Genomic DNA, 16138 nt, shown 5'->3' on the forward strand with positions numbered 1-16138 from the left:
ACACCCTCCCCCCCCCCCCCCACCCCCCCCCCCCCCCCCCCCCCCCCCCCCCCCCCCCCCCCCCCCCCCCCCCCCCCCCCCCCCCCCGGTCCCCTCATCTCGACCGGAGCACCCCGACGATGCGCATACGAATCGCTTTCTCGGCCGTCCTGACCGCACTCGGCCTCATGTTGCTGACCCCTGTTGCGGCCCACGCCCACGGAGACACCGTGAAGGTGGTGGTGACCGGGCAGCGGGCGGGCCACGTCACCGCCGACATCACCTGGGAGAACGACGGGGACGCCGTCGACGAGGCGGTCGCCGCCACCGTGAACGCGGTCAGCGTCGACGGCGTCCGCACCCTGGGCCCCTGGCGCCTGGTGCGCGATTCCGCCGCGGCACCCGCCGGCTGGACCACGGCCGAGGCCCTGCCGCCGGGTTCCTGGAAGGTCAGCGTCGACGTGGGGTTCCCGGCCCTCGGGCACGGCGACCTCGAAGTCGCCGTACCCGTGGTGGACCCGGCGCCGGGCGGCGGCGCGCCGACCGCCTCCGCCGCGGCTCCGGGCACGCCGTCCGCCGCGCCGCCGTCGGCGGGTGCCCCGTCGGCCTCCGCCCCGGCCGCGTCCGCGGCGCAGGTACCGGCCGCCGATTCCACGTCCGAGGGGGACGCCGTCTGGTGGACGACGGCGGGTGTGGCGGCGACCGCCCTGGCCGGGGCGGCCGTCGGCCTCTTCCTGCGGCGCCGCCGGCGGATGCGCCTCGGCCGGCTGGGCTAGCGGAGCCGTCGGCTGGAGCGGCCCGGAGACGGCCTACGCCGTGGCGTGCCGGACCTCGGCCGCCACGGCTTCGACGAAACGTTCCAGCCCGTGCGGGTTGAGCCGGAAGAACAGATTCGGCTCGATGAGTTCCAGCTCCATGACCACCGGTCGCCTGGCCTCGTCCAGGGCCAGGTCCACCCGGGCGAACAGCAGGTCGCCCGGCGCCGGAACCGCGGCCAGTGCCTGCCGCGCCGTACTGATCTCCGCCTCGGAGGGCTGGTACGGGGCGGCCCCCGGGTGCGGCACGCGGAAGTTGTCCGTCACCCCGGCCTCGGTGAGCACCGGCTGCTTGCGGATGGCGTGGCTGAAGGTGCCGGAGAAGAAGACGAGGGCGCGTTCCCCCTCCTCCACGAGGCGCAGGTAGGGCTGGACCATCGCGGTGCGGCCCTGGTTCAGCAGCATCCGGGCATGGCCCATGGCATCCGCCTGCCGGCCGGGTTCGTAGCGTGCGGTATCGCGGGCGCCCGAGGAGACCGTGGGCTTGACCACCACTCCGTGAGGCCCGTCGAAGTCCTCCTCGCCCAAGTGCCCGCCCGGTTCGACGAAGCGGGTCGGCACGACGGGGACTCCGCGCTCGGCGAACTCCCGGAGGTAGCGCTTGTCGCTGTTCCAGCGCACCAGCGGCGCCGGGTTCCACAGCCGGGTGACCCGGGCCGTCGCGTCGGCCCAGGACAGGAACTCCTCGAGCCGTCCCACGTAGTCCCAGGTCGAGCGGATGACCGTCAGGTCGAAGCCGTCCCACTCCTTCGGGTCCGCGTCCCAGGCCACAGCCTCCGCGGACAGGCCCGCGGCGCGCAGGGCCGTCAGGACCAGGGGGAGGTCCGGGTCCTCGACACCGGTCTCGCTGGTCACGATCGCGATCCTCGCAGCACTCATGGCAGCACTCATGCGGCTCTCCCCTCGTCACGTCCCGGCGATCACTCTTCCACGCGCGATCCGCCGGCGGGAGGGAACCCGGCCGGTGCCCGGTGCGTCGTACCGGGCAACGTCGTGCTCATGGCTGCGGGGCGGGAATCGGGTCCGAAGGCGGAGGGGCGGGGCGGCGTTGGTGGAGCGGGTCGACAGCGGTGTGCGCGGCGGCGGGCGGTGGGGCCGGGCGGGCGTCCGGTGGCACCGTGGCGATCGGCAGCGCGGTGGCGGCCGGTGGCGCTGGGGCAGGGACGCGCGGGGCCGCTCTGCCTGGACGCGGGGGCGCGTGACGGCCTCGCTCGCCGCCCTGACGGCCGGACTCCTGGCCTTCCACGGAACGGTACCCAACGGCGTCGGCCGCCTCGGCAGCCTGCTGGAGGCCTTCCTGCCCTGGCTGGGCCTGGCGGTTCCGGTCCTCCTGGTACCGGCCCTGGTGCGCCGCTCGGCCACCGCGATGCTGGCCCTCCTGCTGCCCGCCGCCGCGTGGGCGGTCCTCTTCGGCGGGCTGCTGCTGCCCTCCGACGGCGGCCCCCACGACCTGACGGCGGTGCAGCACAACGTCAGTGACGAGAACCCCGATCCCGCGGGCACCGCGGCCGCACTGCTGCGGGCCGCGCCGGACCTCGTCGCCCTGGAGGAGCTGACGCCCGCCGCACTGCCGGTCTACGCATCGGCCCTGGCGGCGGAGTTCCCCCACCACGCGGTCGAGGGCACGGTCGGACTCTGGTCGAGGCATCCGCTGACGGAGGTCCGGCGCCTGGACATCAAGCCGGCCGGGATCGGGGAGGGCTGGAGCCGTGGCCTGCGGGCCGGGGTGCGCACGCCGCAGGGTGAGATCGCCGTGTACGTGGCCCACCTGCCCTCGGTGCGCATCCTGTCGAGTGGTTTCAGCTCCGGCCCGCGGGACGAGAGCGCCGGTCTGCTGGGCGCGGCCGTCGCCGCGGAGCGGCTCGACACGGTGATCCTGCTGGGTGACCTCAACGGCACGGTGGACGACCGCGGTCTCGCCCCGCTCACCTCACGGCTGCGGGCGCCCCGGCGGGGGATCGCCTTCAGCTGGCCCGCGGCCCTCCCGGTGTCGCGGATCGACCAGATCCTGACCTGTTCGGCGACGGTGGCCGACGTCCGGACACTGCCCGCCACGGGCAGCGACCACCTGCCGGTTGCCGCCCGCATCACGCTCGGCGGCTCATAGCCGGACCACGATCTTCCCGCGGACGTGGCCCTCCCTCAGGTAGCGGATGGCATCGGGTACCTCGGCCAGCGGGTAGCTCCGGTCGACGACGGGGGTCACCGACCCGGCCTCGATGAGCTCGGTGAGCACCTGGAGGTCGCTGTGGTGGTGCTCCATGGCGGCGACGGTGCGCAGGCGGTGGCCCACGAAGGGAGACAGCAGAAGGGCGCCGAGCTGCCGCTCGTTCCCGCCGAGCCACCGGCCGCCTCCTTCCCCGCCGACGATGACGAGGGTCCCGCGCGGGGTGAGGGCGCGGCGCAGCCGGGAGACGGGCCGGTTGCCGGCGATGTCGAGGATGAGGTCGTAGCGGCGGCTGCCGTCGACGGGGTCGTGTCCGGTGTAGTCGATGACCTCGTCGGCGCCGATGGACCGGACCAGGTCCGCCTTGGCGGCGCTGCAGACTCCGGTGACGTGGGCGCCGAAGGCCTTGGCCAGCTGCACGGCGTACGTGCCGACCCCGCCCGACGCGCCGAGGACGAGGACGGACTGACCGGCCTCCACGCGTGCGACGTCGCGCAGGGCCTTGAGCGCGGTACACGCGGAGACCGGTACGGCGGCGGCCTGTTCGAAGCCGACGTTGCGCGGTTTCGGCGCGAGCGCGTCCTCCTTGGCGCAGGCGTACTCGGCGAACGACCCGTCGCAGCTGCCGTACACCTCGTCGCCCGGCCGGAAGCGGGTGACGTCCGCGCCGACCGCCTCCACCCGCCCCGCGAGGTCCATCCCGCGGATGCGCGCCTTGGGTGCCCGGAGGCCGAAGCCCATGGCGCGCAGTGCGTACGGCATGCCCGCCATCAGGTGCCAGACGCCCTGGTCGACGCCGGCGGCGTGGACCCGTATGAGGACCTCCCCGGGGCCCGGCACCGGTCGGTCCGTCTCGTCGAGCCGCAGGACCGAGGGCGGTCCGTATGTGTCCTGGACGATGGCCTTCATGAGTCCTCTTCCTGTGCTTGGGTCACGGTCTCGGTCGCGGCGTACTGGAACACCGCGTCGAGTGGTACGGCGAACACGCGGGCGATCTCGAAGGCCTTCTCCAGGGAGGGCGAGTAGCGGCCCTGCTCGATGGCGATGACGGTCTGCCGGGTCACGCCGATGCGGCGGGCGAGCTCGGCCTGCGTCATCTCGCCGTTGGCGAAGCGGAGGGCGCGGATGGTGTTGGTGACCTTCGTGGGCCTCACCACGGCTGGAAGCCGAACCGGTAGGCGGCGATCTTCGCCGTGGACCCGAGGAGCGCCGACAGGACGAACGCCAAGTAGATGGCGTTGGCGATCCAGAACTGGTCGGCCTCGGCCATGGCCAGGACGAGTCCGGCCACACCGCCGATCACGACGAAGGACTGTCCGATGTACTCACCGAAGCGGTGGATCTCCCGGTCGCGCTGGTCCTTGGTGTTGTCCCCTTCGGGGGCGAACAGCGCCACGGTGATGTGCAGGGCGATCGACGCGACGATGGCCGCGCCGACGCTCCAGAGCAGTGCGGCGACGTACGGGACCTGGGCGAGCGGAGCGTCCCCGGCCCGTCCCAGGACCACGGCCAGATACGCCCCGTAGGACACGACCGTCACCACGATCATGATCCACGCGCGTTTCTCCTCGACTGCCACGACCACTCCCCATGTAAAGAAAACCCGACACCTGGAGTGTCAAGCAAACCCCACACGATGTCAAGAATTCTGTACACGCCTGGGCGGCCGGGGCCGGCCCTTGGCGCCGCTTCTCGGTACGGCGGAACGGCGGTACGGCGATGTCAGTGCGGTGCTGCCGCCCTCCCCACGGCCCGTACTACGGCGCGTCGAGGAGTTCGGGGCCGTTGTTGCGGACGTTGTTGACGGCGGTCGACACCGCGCGGACGTCCAGCCGGCCGCCCGCCGGAGCGGCGAGGAGGGCGCGCAGCTCGTCCGCGTCCTCGTGGGAGGGGTCGAGCCAGGCCTCGTAGTCGGCCGGGGCGAGGGCGAGCGGCATCCGCGGGTGCACGCGGCCGGCCGCGTCGGTGGCCTCGGTGGTGAGGATGGTGCAGGTCGCCCACCACGCCGCGGCATCGTCGTCGTCGGCGACGGCGGGGTCGCGCCAGAACTCGTACAGCCCGGCCATCGCCATCACCTCACCGTCCTCGGGGCGGATGAAGTACGGCTGCTTGTACGCCTTGGCGGTGCCGGAGGCGGGCACGGGCTCCCACTCGTAGAACCCGTCCGCCGGGAGCAGGCACCGGCGCTTGGCGAAGGCGCGCCGGTAGGCCGGCTTCTCGTGCACCGTCTCCACGCGCGCGTTGATCATCTTCGCACCACCCGTCGCGCTCTTGGACCACGACGGCACCAGCCCCCACCGCAGGGGGCGCAGCCGGCGTTCCAGCAGCCCGGTCTCGCGGTCGGCGCGCTCCAGCACCGCCCACACCGCGTCGGTGGGGGCGACGTTCCAGCTGGGCTCCAGCAGGTGCCCGGGGTCCGGGGGCGCGGTTCCGAAGAGGCCGGACAGATCCTCGGGGCTGCGGGTGGAGGCGTAACGGCCGCACATGCCGTCCACCCTGCCACCTGAGCCGGCTTCCCGGCGGGTACACGCCGCAGTAGGCGCGGCGGGCAGACCCGCAACGCCGGCCTCCGCACCGGATCGGGACCGGCAGCGGCACCGGCTCGCCGCAGGTGACGGCCGGTTTGCGGAACGGCCGTGGCGGGCAGACGGACGCACACATCTCTCGCACACATCGGACGACGGCAGGGTACGCACGCAGATGATCACTGTCGGGGTCGAGGAAGAGTATCTGCTGGTGGATCCGGAGACGGGTCTGCCGGTCCCCCACGGTGCCGCGGTACGGGTCGCCGCCGGCCTCGATCCGGTCTCCGCGGGGGACCAGGTCCAGGCCGAGCTCCTCCAGGCCCAGGTCGAGGTCGCCACGCCCGTCTGCACCGACCTGGGGGAGATCGGCGGCCACTTGCTGCGCCTGCGGCACGCCGTCGGCTCCGCCGCCGAGGCGAGCGGCTGCAAGGCGGCGCTGACCGGAGCCGCGCCGGTCAAGGGCATCACGCCGGTTCCCGTCACCCCCGTCAGCCGCTACCTGGCGATGCGCAGCCACGCCCCCCGCCTCGTCGACGAACAGCTGATCACGGGCATGCACGTGCATGTCGGGATCCCGGATCGGGCTCAGGGCGTCGACGTGCTGAACCGGATCCGCGTCTGGCTCCCGACGGTGCTGGCGATGTCGGCGAACTCCCCGCTGTGGGAGGGGCGCGACACCGGATTCGCGAGCTGGCGCACCATCGTCTTCGGACGCTGGCCGGTGAGCGGCCCCACCCCCGTCTTCCGTGACGACGCCGACTACGACCTGCGTGCGGCCGAACTGGTGGAATCCGGCGTCATCGCGGACATCGGCCAGCTGTACTGGCACGCGAGGCTGTCGGAGAAGTATCCGACCGTCGAGATCAGGTGCGCGGACGTGCAGCTGCGGGCCGACGACGCGGTGATGTTCGCGGGCATCGTGCGGGCGCTGGTCGCCACCGCCCTCCGTGACGCCGCCGACGGGGTGCCCGCACCCTCCTGCGCGCAGGAGATGCTGCAGGCCGCGACCTGGCAGGCAGCCCGGCAAGGCGTGGCGGGACCTCTGGTCGGACCGGACGGCGCCCGCCTGGAGGCCCGCGCGGCCGTGGCCCTGCTCGTGCGGCGCATCCTGCCCGCGCTGGAGGAGGCCGGGGACGTCCGCGAGGTGACCTCCCTCATCCACCGGCTGCTACGGGAGGGCACCGCGGCCGAACGGCAGCGCAAGGCGCTGCGCGACGGCGGCCTGCCGGCACTGATCGACCTGATCACCACCCAGAGCACCGCTCCCTGAAGGGCGCGTCCGGCCCGGGCCGGGAGCTGCCGGACGTGCTCTCGTCGTGCGCCATCGGGTGCGGGCCCCGAGGATGGAACAGTCCCCACCCCGCTGAAGGGAGTCTTCCTGTGCTGGAACGCGAGCGTCCCGACGAAGAGGCCGAGGTCCGCCCGCCCCGGGGTCCCGGTGCCGAGCCCCGGGACCGGGCGGTGTCCTCGTGGCCGCTGGCCGCGGGCGACTACTGGTTCGGCGGCGAGGGCGGGGACGGCCGCGGCGACTCGGGCGGCGCAAGAGGCGCGTCGAGACCCCGTTGATCTTCCCGTCGGCGGGGAAGGGGCGGAATATGCCACAAGCCATCGCCCCACTGCGCGCCCTCGTCCGCCGTCACCGGGAGCCCGCGGTCGTGCAGACCGTGCGCTCGACCGCGGCCGCCGTCATCTCGTACGTCGTCGCGCTCCGGCTCAGCGACGAACCCGCGCCCTTGACGGCTCCGCTCACCGCGCTGCTGGTCGTCCAGGTCACCCTCTACTCCACGCTCACCACCGGTATCCGGCGGGTCAACTCCGTCGTGGCGGGGGTGCTGCTCGCGATCGGCTTCAGCGCGCTCGTGGGCCTGACCTGGTGGAGCCTCGGGCTGATCATCCTGGTCTCGCTGGCCATCGGTCCGCTGGTGAAGGCCGGGGAGTTCGTGCCCGAGGTCGCGATCAGCGCGATGCTCGTACTGGGCGTGACCAGCGTGACGGATACCGCCTGGGACCGGGTGCTGGAGACGCTGATCGGCGCGGCGGTCGGCCTGCTGTTCAACTTCCTGTTCGTACCGCCCGTGTGGATCGGGCCGGCGAGCGAGGCCATCACGGACCTGGCCCGGCGCATGCGCGCCCTCCTCGGCCACATCGGCGACCAGCTCGCCGAGCACACGCCGGTCGAGAAGGCCGCCGCCCACCTCCACGAGGCCCGTCGGCTCGACAACGACATCGCGCTGGTCGACGCGTCCCTGCGGCAGGCGGAGGACAGCCTGCGGCTGAATCCGCGGGTGCGGGAGGGGCTCCTGTTCCGCCTGGTGCTGCGCACCGGGCTGGACACCCTGGAGATCTGCGCGGTGGTGCTGCGGGTTTCCTGCCGGACCCTGACGGACCTCGCGAAGGCACACTCGACGGGTCCGCTCTTCCCGCCGCCCATCGCCGGGGCCCTGCGCGACCTGTACGGGCACCTGGCCATCGCCGTGGAGAGCTTCGCGGAGCTGATCACCGCGCAGGTCAGCGCCAACGCCGAACAGGCCGAGGAGAAGCTCACGCGCGAACTGTCCACGGCGCGCGTCAGCCGGGACCGCCTCGCCGTGCTGCTCCAGGCGGAGGCGGGTGCCCATCCGGAGGCGTGGCAGCTGTACGGGGCGCTGCTCGCCGAGGCGGACCGGGTGCTCGACGAACTGGGCGTGGACAAGCGCTCGGAGCGGCTCATCGAGGAACTGGACCGGCACTCCCGCATGCGGCGCGAGCGCTACCCGCGGCTGCACCGTCTGACGCGGCGGGTCTTCTCCCGCCCGGCCTGAACCGGACCGGGCTACGTCGTCTCCTCGCTGACCGAGAAGAGCGCGCCCTCGGGATCCCGCAGCGTGACCCGCCGGCCGAAGGGTGAGGTCTCCACGGGGGACGCGACGGCGGCCCCGAGGTGGACGGCGGTGCCGGTGGCCGCGTCCAGGTCCGCGACGGCGAAGTGGACGTCCCAGCGCGGGCGGGCCAGAGCGTCGACGGCGTCCTTCGCGGCTCCGGCGTCGATCCGGGCCACGGTGGCGCCGCCCCGGCGGACCACCACGTGGTCGTGCTCGTAGGCCACGTCGCAGCAGCCCGGGCGCTCGCAGGCCCAGTCCAGGACCTCCCCGTAGAAGACGGCGGCGGCGAACGCGTCCTGCGTGCGCAGCCGCAGCCAGGCAGGCGAGCCGTCCGGGTCGCCGATCCAGTCGGGGACGACCTCGCCCTCCCAGACGCCGAACACCGCTCCCGCGGGGTCGGCGGCGATCACCACCCTTCCCGTGGCGAGGGCCAGCGGCCCGACCGCCACCGTTGCGCCGCGCTCGCGGATGCGGGCGACAGTCGTGTCGGCGTCGGGGACGGCGAAGTAGGGCGTCCAGGCCACCGGCACGATCGTCTGCCCGCCCGCCGTGCCCAGGCCTGCGACCGGGAGCCCGTCCAGGGAGGCCACGCGGAAGCCTTCCCCGAGCCTGGTCCTGCGGAAGGACCAGCCGAAGACGGCTCCATAGAAATCCTGTGCCGCACCGAGGTCGTGCGTGGCCAGGCTGACCCAGCAGGGCGCTCCGAACACCTCGTCACTGGTCATCGACACGAGGACCGTCTCCCCTCACCCTCCCGCCGGCCTGACCCTCATGCTCGCGCACGCGCCCGGCCGCCCGAGCCGGCGAGGGGCGGCGTATCCAGGCCCTCCCCCCGCCGGAGCCCCGTCAGGAACGCGCCCACGGCCTCGGTGGCGGTGCGCGAGGGGATCCAGCCGAGCTCCTCCCGGGCGCGGCTCGCGTCGAGGAGCGGCAGCCGCAGGACGGCGTCGAAAAGGCCGGGCGCGGCGGGCACCAGGTACATCCGCCAGGCGGCGGCGAGCGCGGCCCGGGCGGCCACGGCGGGCAGAGGCACCGTACGGGCGTGCAGGAGGCGCGCTATGGAAGCCATGTCGACCACCGGATCGGCCACCAGGTTGAACGGCCCGCGGACCGGGCGGACGACGGCCGCCCGGTAGGCCTCGGCGGCGTCCTCCGTGTGCAGGGCCTGGAAGCGCAGGCCGCTGACGGCGGGCACGGCCGGGACGAGGCCGGGGCGGATCAGGCGCCAGGGCAGGAGCGGGCCCGCGAAGATGCGCCGCTGCTCGCTCGCCGCCACTTCCTTGAACAGGAAGGCGGGCCGCATCCGTACGACGCGCACCCCCGGGTGCGCCGGCTGGTATCCGTCGAGGTAGCGCTCCAGGTAGGCCTTCTCCCGCGTGTACGCGGCGCCGGGCCAGCCGTGGGTCGGCCAGGACTCGTCGACGGGCCGCCCGTCGTCGGGGCCGGGCGAGTAGGCGCCGACGGAGGAGGCGTGGACGAGCGTGTGGACGCCCACGCGGGCACATGCCTCGAAGACCCTGACGCTGCCCAGGACGTTGGTGCGCCACGTCGTCACGGGATCGTGGGTGGGCTGGAACCTCCAGGCGAGGTGGACGACGGCGTCGGCGCCCGCGAAGAGCTCGGTGAGGTCGCTTCTGCCGGGATCGATGTCGGCGGCCGCCCACCGCACCCCGGGGATCCGGAGGCCGGGCAGGCGGCGGGCGACGCCGAGGACGTCCGTGACCGTCGGGTCCCCCGCCAGCGTCCGGACGACGCTGGTGCCCGCGTTGCCCGTCGCGCCGGTCACCACGACCCTCATGGCGTCCACCCTGCCTTCCGGCCGGCCCGGCCCTCGTGCCTACGGGTGCTGTGGACGGTGTTCATGGCTGCTCCTGCGGGTCCTGTCATGCTCCTGCGCTGCTCCTGTGGTCACCGCAGCCCGCGAAGAGCGGGCAGCAGCTCCGTCCCGGCCCAGTCGAGGAAGGTGTCCTGGTGCCCGCCGCCGATCTGGACGAGGGCGACCTCGGTGAAGCCGGCTTCGACATAGGGGCGGACGGCCGCGACGAACTCCTCGACCTCGGCTCCGCAGGCGATGGTCTTGGCGACGTCCTCCGCCCCGAGGGTCTCGGTGGCCTGGGCGAAGGCGGCGGGCCCGCGCAGCTGGGCGTTGACCTCCCAGCCGCCGAGCGACCAGCGGAACTGCTCGTGGGCGCGGGCCACCGCGGCCTGCCGGTCCGGGTCGTAGCAGACCGCGACCTGACCGACGCGCGGTTTGCCCGCTCCCCCGTGCCGGTCGAAGTCGTCCAGCAGCGACCGCTCCGGCTCGGTGGCGACGAGGAGGTCGCCCTGCCGGCCGGCGACCGCGCAGGACCGGGGGCCCGACACGGCGATGCCGATCTCCGGGGGCCGCTCGGGCAGGTCCCACAGGGTGGCGTGGTCGACGCGGAAGTGGGGCCCGTCATGGTCGACGGTCTCGCCGGCGAGCAGCCTGCGGATGATGACGACGGCTTCCTCCAGCCGCTCCAGGCGCTCGCGCGGGGAGGGCCAGCCCGCGCCGACGACGTGCTCGTTGAGGTTCTCGCCGGAGCCGAGGCCCAGCCTGAACCGTCCCTGGGACAGGATGTGCATCGTCGCGGCCTTCTGGGCGACGACGGCCGGGTGGTACCGGTACGTCGGGCACGTCACGAAGGTCATCAGGGGGATCCGCTCGGTGGCCTGCGCGGCGGCCCCGAGCACGCTCCACGCGTAGGGGGAATGGCCCTGCTCGTCGAGCCAGGGGAAGTAGTGGTCGGAGATGACGGAGAAGTCGAATCCGGCGGCCTCGGCGCCCACCACGTGCTCCACGAGCTCCCGCGGGCCGGCCTGCTCCGTCATCATGGTGTATCCGATGGCAACCATGCCCGGCGTCTGACCCGCGCACGGTCCTTCAAACCCCTCAGCTCAGGTGGTAGACGGCGAAGGCGCGGTCGATGACCGGCATCGCGACGTTGCGGACCCGTACACCGCCCGCCGTCAGGCCGTGTTCCGTGCCCAGATGGGCGTGGCCGTGCACGGCGAGGTCGGCGCCCGCCTCGTCCATCGCCTCGGCGAGCAGGTAGCTCCCGAGAAACGGGTAGATCTCCAGCGGCTCCCCGGCCAGGGTGTCCGGCACCGGGGAGAAGTGGGTGAGGGCGATCCGTACGTCGCAGCCCGCGTCCGTCACCTCGTGCAGCGCGCGCGACAGCCCCTGGGCGCACCTGCGGGTGTAGCCGATGAAGGACTTCATCTCGGGTTCCCCGAATTCGCTTCCGCTGCGCCCCGCGAAGCCGCCGCAGAACCCCTTCGTCCCCGCCACCCCCACCTTGACGCCGTCCAGGTCGAGGACCACACCCTCCCCCTCCAGCACGCTCACCCCCGCCTCCACCAGGACCCGGGTCACCGTCTCCTGTTCGTCGCTCTGGTAGTCGTGGTTGCCGAGCACGGCCACGACCGGCACGGGCAGTTCGGCGACCTCGGCCGCGACCACACGGGCCTCGGCGGCCGTGCCGTGGCGGGTGAGGTCCCCGGCCAGCAGCAGGACGTCCGCGTGGCGGGGCAACGTCTCGAAGGCAGGCCGCAGGAGTCCCTGGCTGTCCGGCCCGAGGTGGATGTCCCCGACGGCGGCCACGCGGATCACCTCAGCACCTCCGAGTGCTCCGGGGGGTCCGTGTGGCCCACCACGAGGTCGGTCAGCAGGGGTACGCCCGCCAGTTCGGACTCCGCGATCTCCCGTACCGTCGCCAGGCATTCGGGGGACCCTACGGTGCCGGACAGGACGACGGTGTTCCCGCGCAGCTCCACGCGGACGCCCAGTTCGGCGATGTCCGCCCCGGCGAGCCGTCGCCTCAGGCGCTCGATGCGGTACTCCACCGGCTCTTCCACGTGTCCTCCCGCCCTGGCCCGGGACGGCTTGGCGCCGTCTCCTGCCGTCTCGCGCCTCTCGTGACTTTCGGCGCCGTCCCTGCCCTCGCGCCCTCGCGCCCCGTCCGCGCCGTCAGCCTGACGCCGCGGTTTCCCGTACGGGATCCGGCGACGGCTCCGCACCGGGCTCGTCGGCCGGCGGGGCATCGGTCAGGAGTCCGCTGCGCAGGTTCCGCAGGGTGCGGTTGAGCAGGCGCGATACGTGCATCTGCGAAATGCCGAGGAGCTCTCCGATCTCGGACTGTGTCAGCTCCTGCCCGAAGCGCAGGGAGAGAATCTCCCGGTCCCGTTCGGGCAGCCGCTCGATCAGCGGTTTGAGGGCCGCGAGGTCCTCGATCCGCTCGTAGGCGGGTTCCTCCCGGCCCAGTGCGCGCTGGGCCGTGCCGGGGTCGGCGTCCTCCTGCACGGTCATGTCGAGGGAGCGGGAGGAGTATGCCTGTGCGGCCTGCCGGCCCTCCGCGAGCTCGGCGTCGCTGATTCCCAGGTGTGCGGCCAGTTCGGCGTCGGTGGGCAGCCGTCCCAAGGCCTGCTCCAGCTCGTCCGAGCCCCTGGCCAGGCCCTGGCGGAGCTCCTGGAGGCGACGGGGCACCTTCACGGCCCAGCTGGTGTCGCGGAAGAAGCGCTTGATCTCGCCGGTGATGGTGGGGAGGGCGAACGAGGTGAATTCCACCCCGCGCGTGACGTCGTACCGGTTGATGGCCTTGATCAGGCCCACGGTGCCGACCTGGACGATGTCCTCCATGGGTTCGCTGCGGCCGCGGAAGCGGCGGGCCGCGAACTTGACCAGGCTGAGGTTGAGTTCGATGAGGGTGTTGCGGACGTACGAGTACTCCGCGGTTCCCTCCGCCAGCTTGCTCAGCCGCCGGAAGAGGACCACGGAGAGCGCCCGGGCGTCGGCCGTGCTGGCCTTCCGGGGCTCCGCCAGCGGATCGGCCGGGTGTCGGCACGCCGTGTGCGAGGGGGACGCGTAGGAGGAGTACGGGGTACTGGACGTGTTCGGAGTCATGAGAAGGGGCCTCCGCCTCCGACGGGGAAGCCGGACCGTGCAGTCGACTTCACACCGATTTATACCCTTTGCGTGGCGGTCGACTCGCCACCGGCCCGGTTTTTGCCCTGCGTATACCCCACTGCCGTACCGCGTACCTGGTCCGGCCATGACAGCCGGTACCCCGGCGGCCCGGTACCGGGCAGGAGCCCGGGCAGGCATGACGACCGACCCAGCGGGCAGCAGCCGTGCAGGAGCAGGGCCTCGGGTTGGAGGTTCCCATGCAGGCGACGGAGACGGCGAGTGGCCGGCAGACTCGTCGGCTGCTGCTGCGCGGCGGAGCGGGGGCGGTCACGCGCTGCCGGGACTTCACCCGGAAGGCGCTCGCGGACTGGCAGTGGATCGCGGCCCCGCAGGACCAGCGCGAGCCGGAGCGGGAGCGGGACCAAGACGAGCGGGAGCGGCTCCGGGAGCGGGTGGAGGACGTGCTCCTCATGGTCTCCGAGGTGGTCTCCAACGCCTGTCTGCACGCGGGCGGCCCCAGCGAGCTGGTGCTGAGTCACGGCGCCGAGGGGCTGCTCATCGAGGTCAGCGACCGCAGCCCCGACCGGCCGGTGCTCCGTCCTCGTGGTGACCCTGCCCTCCCGGGCGGCCACGGCCTGATGGTGCTGGAGCGCCTGTCCCGCAGCTGGGGCTGGCGACCGGCCGCCACCGGGAAGACCGTATGGCTGGAGGTCCCCCCGCCCTGGCCGTCCCCGCGCGGGGACGGGCACCCAGGGCAGGGGCAAAAGGGGGGGTGGACGGTCCCCTGGCGACAGTTTTGTGCACCTCGGGGTGGCAGTACAAGGACTGGGCCGGGGTCCTGTACCCGGCGGGTGTGCCGCAACGACTGTGGCTGGAGGAGTACACCCGGCACTTCGGCACGGTCGAGAGCAACAACGCGTTCTACCGGCTGCCGGACCCCGCGACCTTCGCCGCGTGGCGGGAGCGCACGCCGCCCGGATTCCTCATGGCCGTGAAGGCCAGCCGCTTCCTGACGCACATCAAGCGGCTGCGGGACCCGGAGGAACCCGTCCGGCGCCTGATGGAGCACAGCCGGGCGCTCGGCGACCGGCTGGGGCCGGTGCTGCTGCAGCTGCCGCCGACCCTGCGCGTGGACGCGGAGGCCCTGGACGCCTGTCTCGCCTGCTTCCCGAGCGGCACGCGCGTGGCCGTCGAGCCGCGGCACGACTCGTGGTGGACCGCCGAGGTGCGCTCCGTGCTCGTCGCGCACCGTGCCGCCCTGTGCTGGGCGGACCGCGGTTCCCGGCCCGTCACCCCGCTGTGGCGGACGGCCGCATGGGGGTACGTGCGCTTCCACGAGGGCCGGGCCCGGCCCTTCCCCCGGTACGGCCGGACCGCGCTGACGTCCTGGGCCGGGCGGATCGCGGACACCTGGCCTCCGGACGCCGATGTCTTCGCCTACTTCAACAACGACGCGGGCGGTGCGGCCGTCGCGGACGCCCTGGTCTTCGGCCGGCTGGTGGCGGCGCGGTGATCCCCCCGCCGGGTGGTTTGAGGCCGTACGGGCCGGGCAGATGTCGGCTGCCGCCCCGTGGTCACGAGCCCGGGGCGGACCAGTTTCGGTCATGCCAGGGCGAGCGTGACCTCGATGGTCTTGCCTCCGCCGGGGAGGAGGGCAACCGAGACGCGCCGTGCCAGGAGACGGACCAGTTCCCATCCGAAGCCGCCCTCCGACATGGCGCCGTGGTCCGTGGCGGTGTGCGGGGCCTCGCTGCTGGCGTCGCTGACGGCGATGGTGAGGGTGCGGCCGTCCGTCTCGGCGGTGAAGCCGGTGAGGCCGCCCCCGTGCCGGAAGGCGTTGGTGACCAGTTCCGACGTGACGAGCAGGGCGTCGGCGATGACGGCGTCGCCCGGCCCGGACCCACCGGGCGCGGAGGTGAGCAGTCCGGCAATAAGCTCGCGCGCCTCGCACGCGTCCACCGTGTGTGCGGCCCGGGTCTGCCGGAGCGAATGGTCGCCGGTCGTCACGCCGCACACCTGCCTCTCCTGGATCGGGTTACCGGTCGCCGCCTCTCGGCCCTCAAGGGGCGTCTGCCCCCTGTCGCGCCCGGCACACTTGGCCCGGGGCCGTGGCACGGGTGCGGCGGGGGCGGGTTTGACCGGCGCCCGAGCGGTAAGGCGCGCCGCATGAAGGCACCTCCCTCCGAACAGCCGGATCTTCAGGCCGAGGACAGGGCCCGGCTGCCGCAGGACCACACGCAGGCGATTCTGGAGACCACCAAGCGCGTGGCGGCGCTCCTCAAGGCCTCGGACCAGCCCTTCGCGCTCGCCGGCAGCGTCGCCGCGTTCGCGCACGGCGTCCCGGCCCACTTCCAGCACGACACGGACTTCTGTGTGCGTCCCGAGGACTCCGAGGCCGTGATCAAGGCCCTGGAAAACGGCGGCATCGCGATGCGCCGCGCCCCCGAGGACTGGCTGGTGAAGGGCCGGTCCGGAGGGGAGGAGATCGACCTGATCTTCGAGCTCGCCAGGCGTCCGGTGAGCAGGGAGCTGCTGGACCGGGCGGTGCTGCTGCCCGTGGACTCGGTCTGGATGCCGGTGCTCTCGCCCACGGATCTCATGGACAGCAAGCTCGCGGCCCTGTGCGAGCACTACTGCGACTTCGGGGACCTGCTGCCGATGGCGCGGATGCTGCGGGAGCAGATCGACTGGCGGCGGCTGGACGATCACCGGGCGGCGCCGCTGGCCGACGCGTTCCTGTACCTCCTGGAGCGGCTCCGCGTCATCGGCCCGGGGGGGGGGGGGGGGGGGGGGGGGGGGGGGGGGGGGGGGGGGGGGGGGGGGGGGGGGGGGGGGGGGGGGGGGGGGGGGGGGGGGGGGGGGGG

The 16138-nt window shown here is 73.5% G+C and carries 18 protein-coding genes and 1 pseudogene; 7 read left to right on the plus strand and 12 right to left on the minus strand.

The features are described from left to right. Window positions 1-119 precede the first annotated feature (119 nt). A complete protein-coding gene (locus ACZ4VT_RS18530; protein ID WP_467950871.1) occupies window positions 120-755 on the plus strand; it encodes a hypothetical protein in 636 nt (211 codons plus the stop codon). 33 nt (window positions 756-788) lie between these two features. Here the strand turns inward: ACZ4VT_RS18530 and ACZ4VT_RS18535 are convergent, their stop codons facing one another. Then, window positions 789-1673 (minus strand): ATP-grasp domain-containing protein, encoded by an 885-nt coding sequence (locus ACZ4VT_RS18535; RefSeq protein ID WP_467950873.1) that lies wholly within the window; start codon window positions 1671-1673, stop codon window positions 789-791. Between the two features lie 319 nt (window positions 1674-1992). Between ACZ4VT_RS18535 and ACZ4VT_RS18540 the strand changes: the two genes are divergently transcribed. Further along, window positions 1993-2901 (plus strand): endonuclease/exonuclease/phosphatase family protein, encoded by a 909-nt coding sequence (locus ACZ4VT_RS18540; protein ID WP_467950875.1) that lies wholly within the window; start codon window positions 1993-1995, stop codon window positions 2899-2901. Here the strand turns inward: ACZ4VT_RS18540 and ACZ4VT_RS18545 are convergent. From ACZ4VT_RS18545 to ACZ4VT_RS18560, 4 genes are all read right to left on the minus strand, one after another. Beyond that, complete coding sequence (locus ACZ4VT_RS18545) at window positions 2896-3870, minus strand: NAD(P)-dependent alcohol dehydrogenase (protein ID WP_467950876.1); 975 nt, start codon at window positions 3868-3870, stop codon at window positions 2896-2898. The genes ACZ4VT_RS18540 and ACZ4VT_RS18545 overlap by 6 nt on opposite strands. Continuing rightward, on the minus strand, window positions 3867-4118 hold the full coding sequence (locus ACZ4VT_RS18550; RefSeq protein ID WP_467950878.1) for a helix-turn-helix transcriptional regulator: 252 nt from the start codon (window positions 4116-4118) through the stop codon (window positions 3867-3869). The genes ACZ4VT_RS18545 and ACZ4VT_RS18550 overlap by 4 nt, the downstream gene beginning before the upstream one ends. Further along, window positions 4112-4540: a hypothetical protein gene (locus ACZ4VT_RS18555; protein WP_467950880.1), complete on the minus strand. Its 429-nt coding sequence runs from the start codon at window positions 4538-4540 to the stop codon at window positions 4112-4114. The genes ACZ4VT_RS18550 and ACZ4VT_RS18555 overlap by 7 nt, the downstream gene beginning before the upstream one ends. Window positions 4541-4718: 178 nt before the next feature. After that, the gene (locus ACZ4VT_RS18560) at window positions 4719-5447 is read right to left on the minus strand and encodes an SOS response-associated peptidase (protein ID WP_467950917.1); all 729 of its coding nucleotides are present in this window, start codon (window positions 5445-5447) and stop codon (window positions 4719-4721) included. A gap of 214 nt (window positions 5448-5661) precedes the next feature. Here ACZ4VT_RS18560 and ACZ4VT_RS18565 point away from each other — a divergent pair, with 214 nt between their 5' ends. Continuing rightward, a complete protein-coding gene (locus ACZ4VT_RS18565; protein WP_467950882.1) occupies window positions 5662-6756 on the plus strand; it encodes a carboxylate-amine ligase in 1095 nt (364 codons plus the stop codon). A 325-nt stretch (window positions 6757-7081) separates the two neighbouring features. Next, window positions 7082-8287 carry an FUSC family protein gene (locus tag ACZ4VT_RS18570; protein WP_467950883.1) on the plus strand — a complete coding sequence of 402 codons (1206 nt, stop codon included), beginning with the start codon at window positions 7082-7084 and terminating at the stop codon, window positions 8285-8287. 11 nt (window positions 8288-8298) lie between these two features. On the opposite strand, the gene ACZ4VT_RS18575 is transcribed toward ACZ4VT_RS18570, so the two are convergent. The 6 genes from ACZ4VT_RS18575 to ACZ4VT_RS18600 all read right to left on the minus strand — a co-directional run bounded on the left by ACZ4VT_RS18575 (window position 8299) and on the right by ACZ4VT_RS18600 (window position 13271). Then, window positions 8299-9072, minus strand: a complete 774-nt coding sequence (locus ACZ4VT_RS18575) for a VOC family protein (RefSeq protein WP_467950919.1) — start codon at window positions 9070-9072, stop codon at window positions 8299-8301. Between the two features lie 44 nt (window positions 9073-9116). Further along, entirely contained in the window at window positions 9117-10145 is a 1029-nt protein-coding gene (locus tag ACZ4VT_RS18580) for an NAD-dependent epimerase/dehydratase family protein (RefSeq protein WP_467950884.1), read from the minus strand. A gap of 110 nt (window positions 10146-10255) precedes the next feature. Continuing rightward, window positions 10256-11224, minus strand: coding sequence for a TIGR03557 family F420-dependent LLM class oxidoreductase (locus ACZ4VT_RS18585; protein ID WP_467950886.1), 969 nt, complete (start codon window positions 11222-11224; stop codon window positions 10256-10258). A 37-nt stretch (window positions 11225-11261) separates the two neighbouring features. Continuing rightward, window positions 11262-11981: a metallophosphoesterase family protein gene (locus ACZ4VT_RS18590; RefSeq protein ID WP_467950888.1), complete on the minus strand. Its 720-nt coding sequence runs from the start codon at window positions 11979-11981 to the stop codon at window positions 11262-11264. After that, on the minus strand, window positions 11978-12226 hold the full coding sequence (locus ACZ4VT_RS18595) for a BON domain-containing protein (RefSeq protein WP_362814443.1): 249 nt from the start codon (window positions 12224-12226) through the stop codon (window positions 11978-11980). Before ACZ4VT_RS18595 ends, ACZ4VT_RS18590 begins: the two co-directional genes overlap by 4 nt. Window positions 12227-12338: 112 nt before the next feature. Next, the gene (locus tag ACZ4VT_RS18600) at window positions 12339-13271 is read right to left on the minus strand and encodes an RNA polymerase sigma factor SigF (RefSeq protein WP_467950890.1); all 933 of its coding nucleotides are present in this window, start codon (window positions 13269-13271) and stop codon (window positions 12339-12341) included. A gap of 260 nt (window positions 13272-13531) precedes the next feature. On the opposite strand from ACZ4VT_RS18600, the pseudogene ACZ4VT_RS18605 reads away from it, so the two are divergent. Both ACZ4VT_RS18605 and ACZ4VT_RS18610 read left to right on the plus strand, forming a co-directional pair. Next, a pseudogene (locus tag ACZ4VT_RS18605) lies at window positions 13532-13969 on the plus strand (ATP-binding protein); the annotation flags it as partial. Between the two features lie 158 nt (window positions 13970-14127). Then, complete coding sequence (locus ACZ4VT_RS18610) at window positions 14128-14787, plus strand: DUF72 domain-containing protein (protein WP_467950921.1); 660 nt, start codon at window positions 14128-14130, stop codon at window positions 14785-14787. An 89-nt stretch (window positions 14788-14876) separates the two neighbouring features. On the opposite strand, the gene ACZ4VT_RS18615 is transcribed toward ACZ4VT_RS18610, so the two are convergent. Next, window positions 14877-15281 (minus strand): ATP-binding protein, encoded by a 405-nt coding sequence (locus ACZ4VT_RS18615; RefSeq protein WP_467950892.1) that lies wholly within the window; start codon window positions 15279-15281, stop codon window positions 14877-14879. 159 nt (window positions 15282-15440) lie between these two features. Between ACZ4VT_RS18615 and ACZ4VT_RS18620 the strand changes: the two genes are divergently transcribed. Then, window positions 15441-16138, plus strand: a 698-nt coding sequence (locus tag ACZ4VT_RS18620) for a nucleotidyltransferase family protein (RefSeq protein ID WP_467950894.1), incomplete at its 3' end; no start/stop codon positions are given.

Source organism: Streptomyces sp. NPDC029164, from assembly GCF_055563995.1.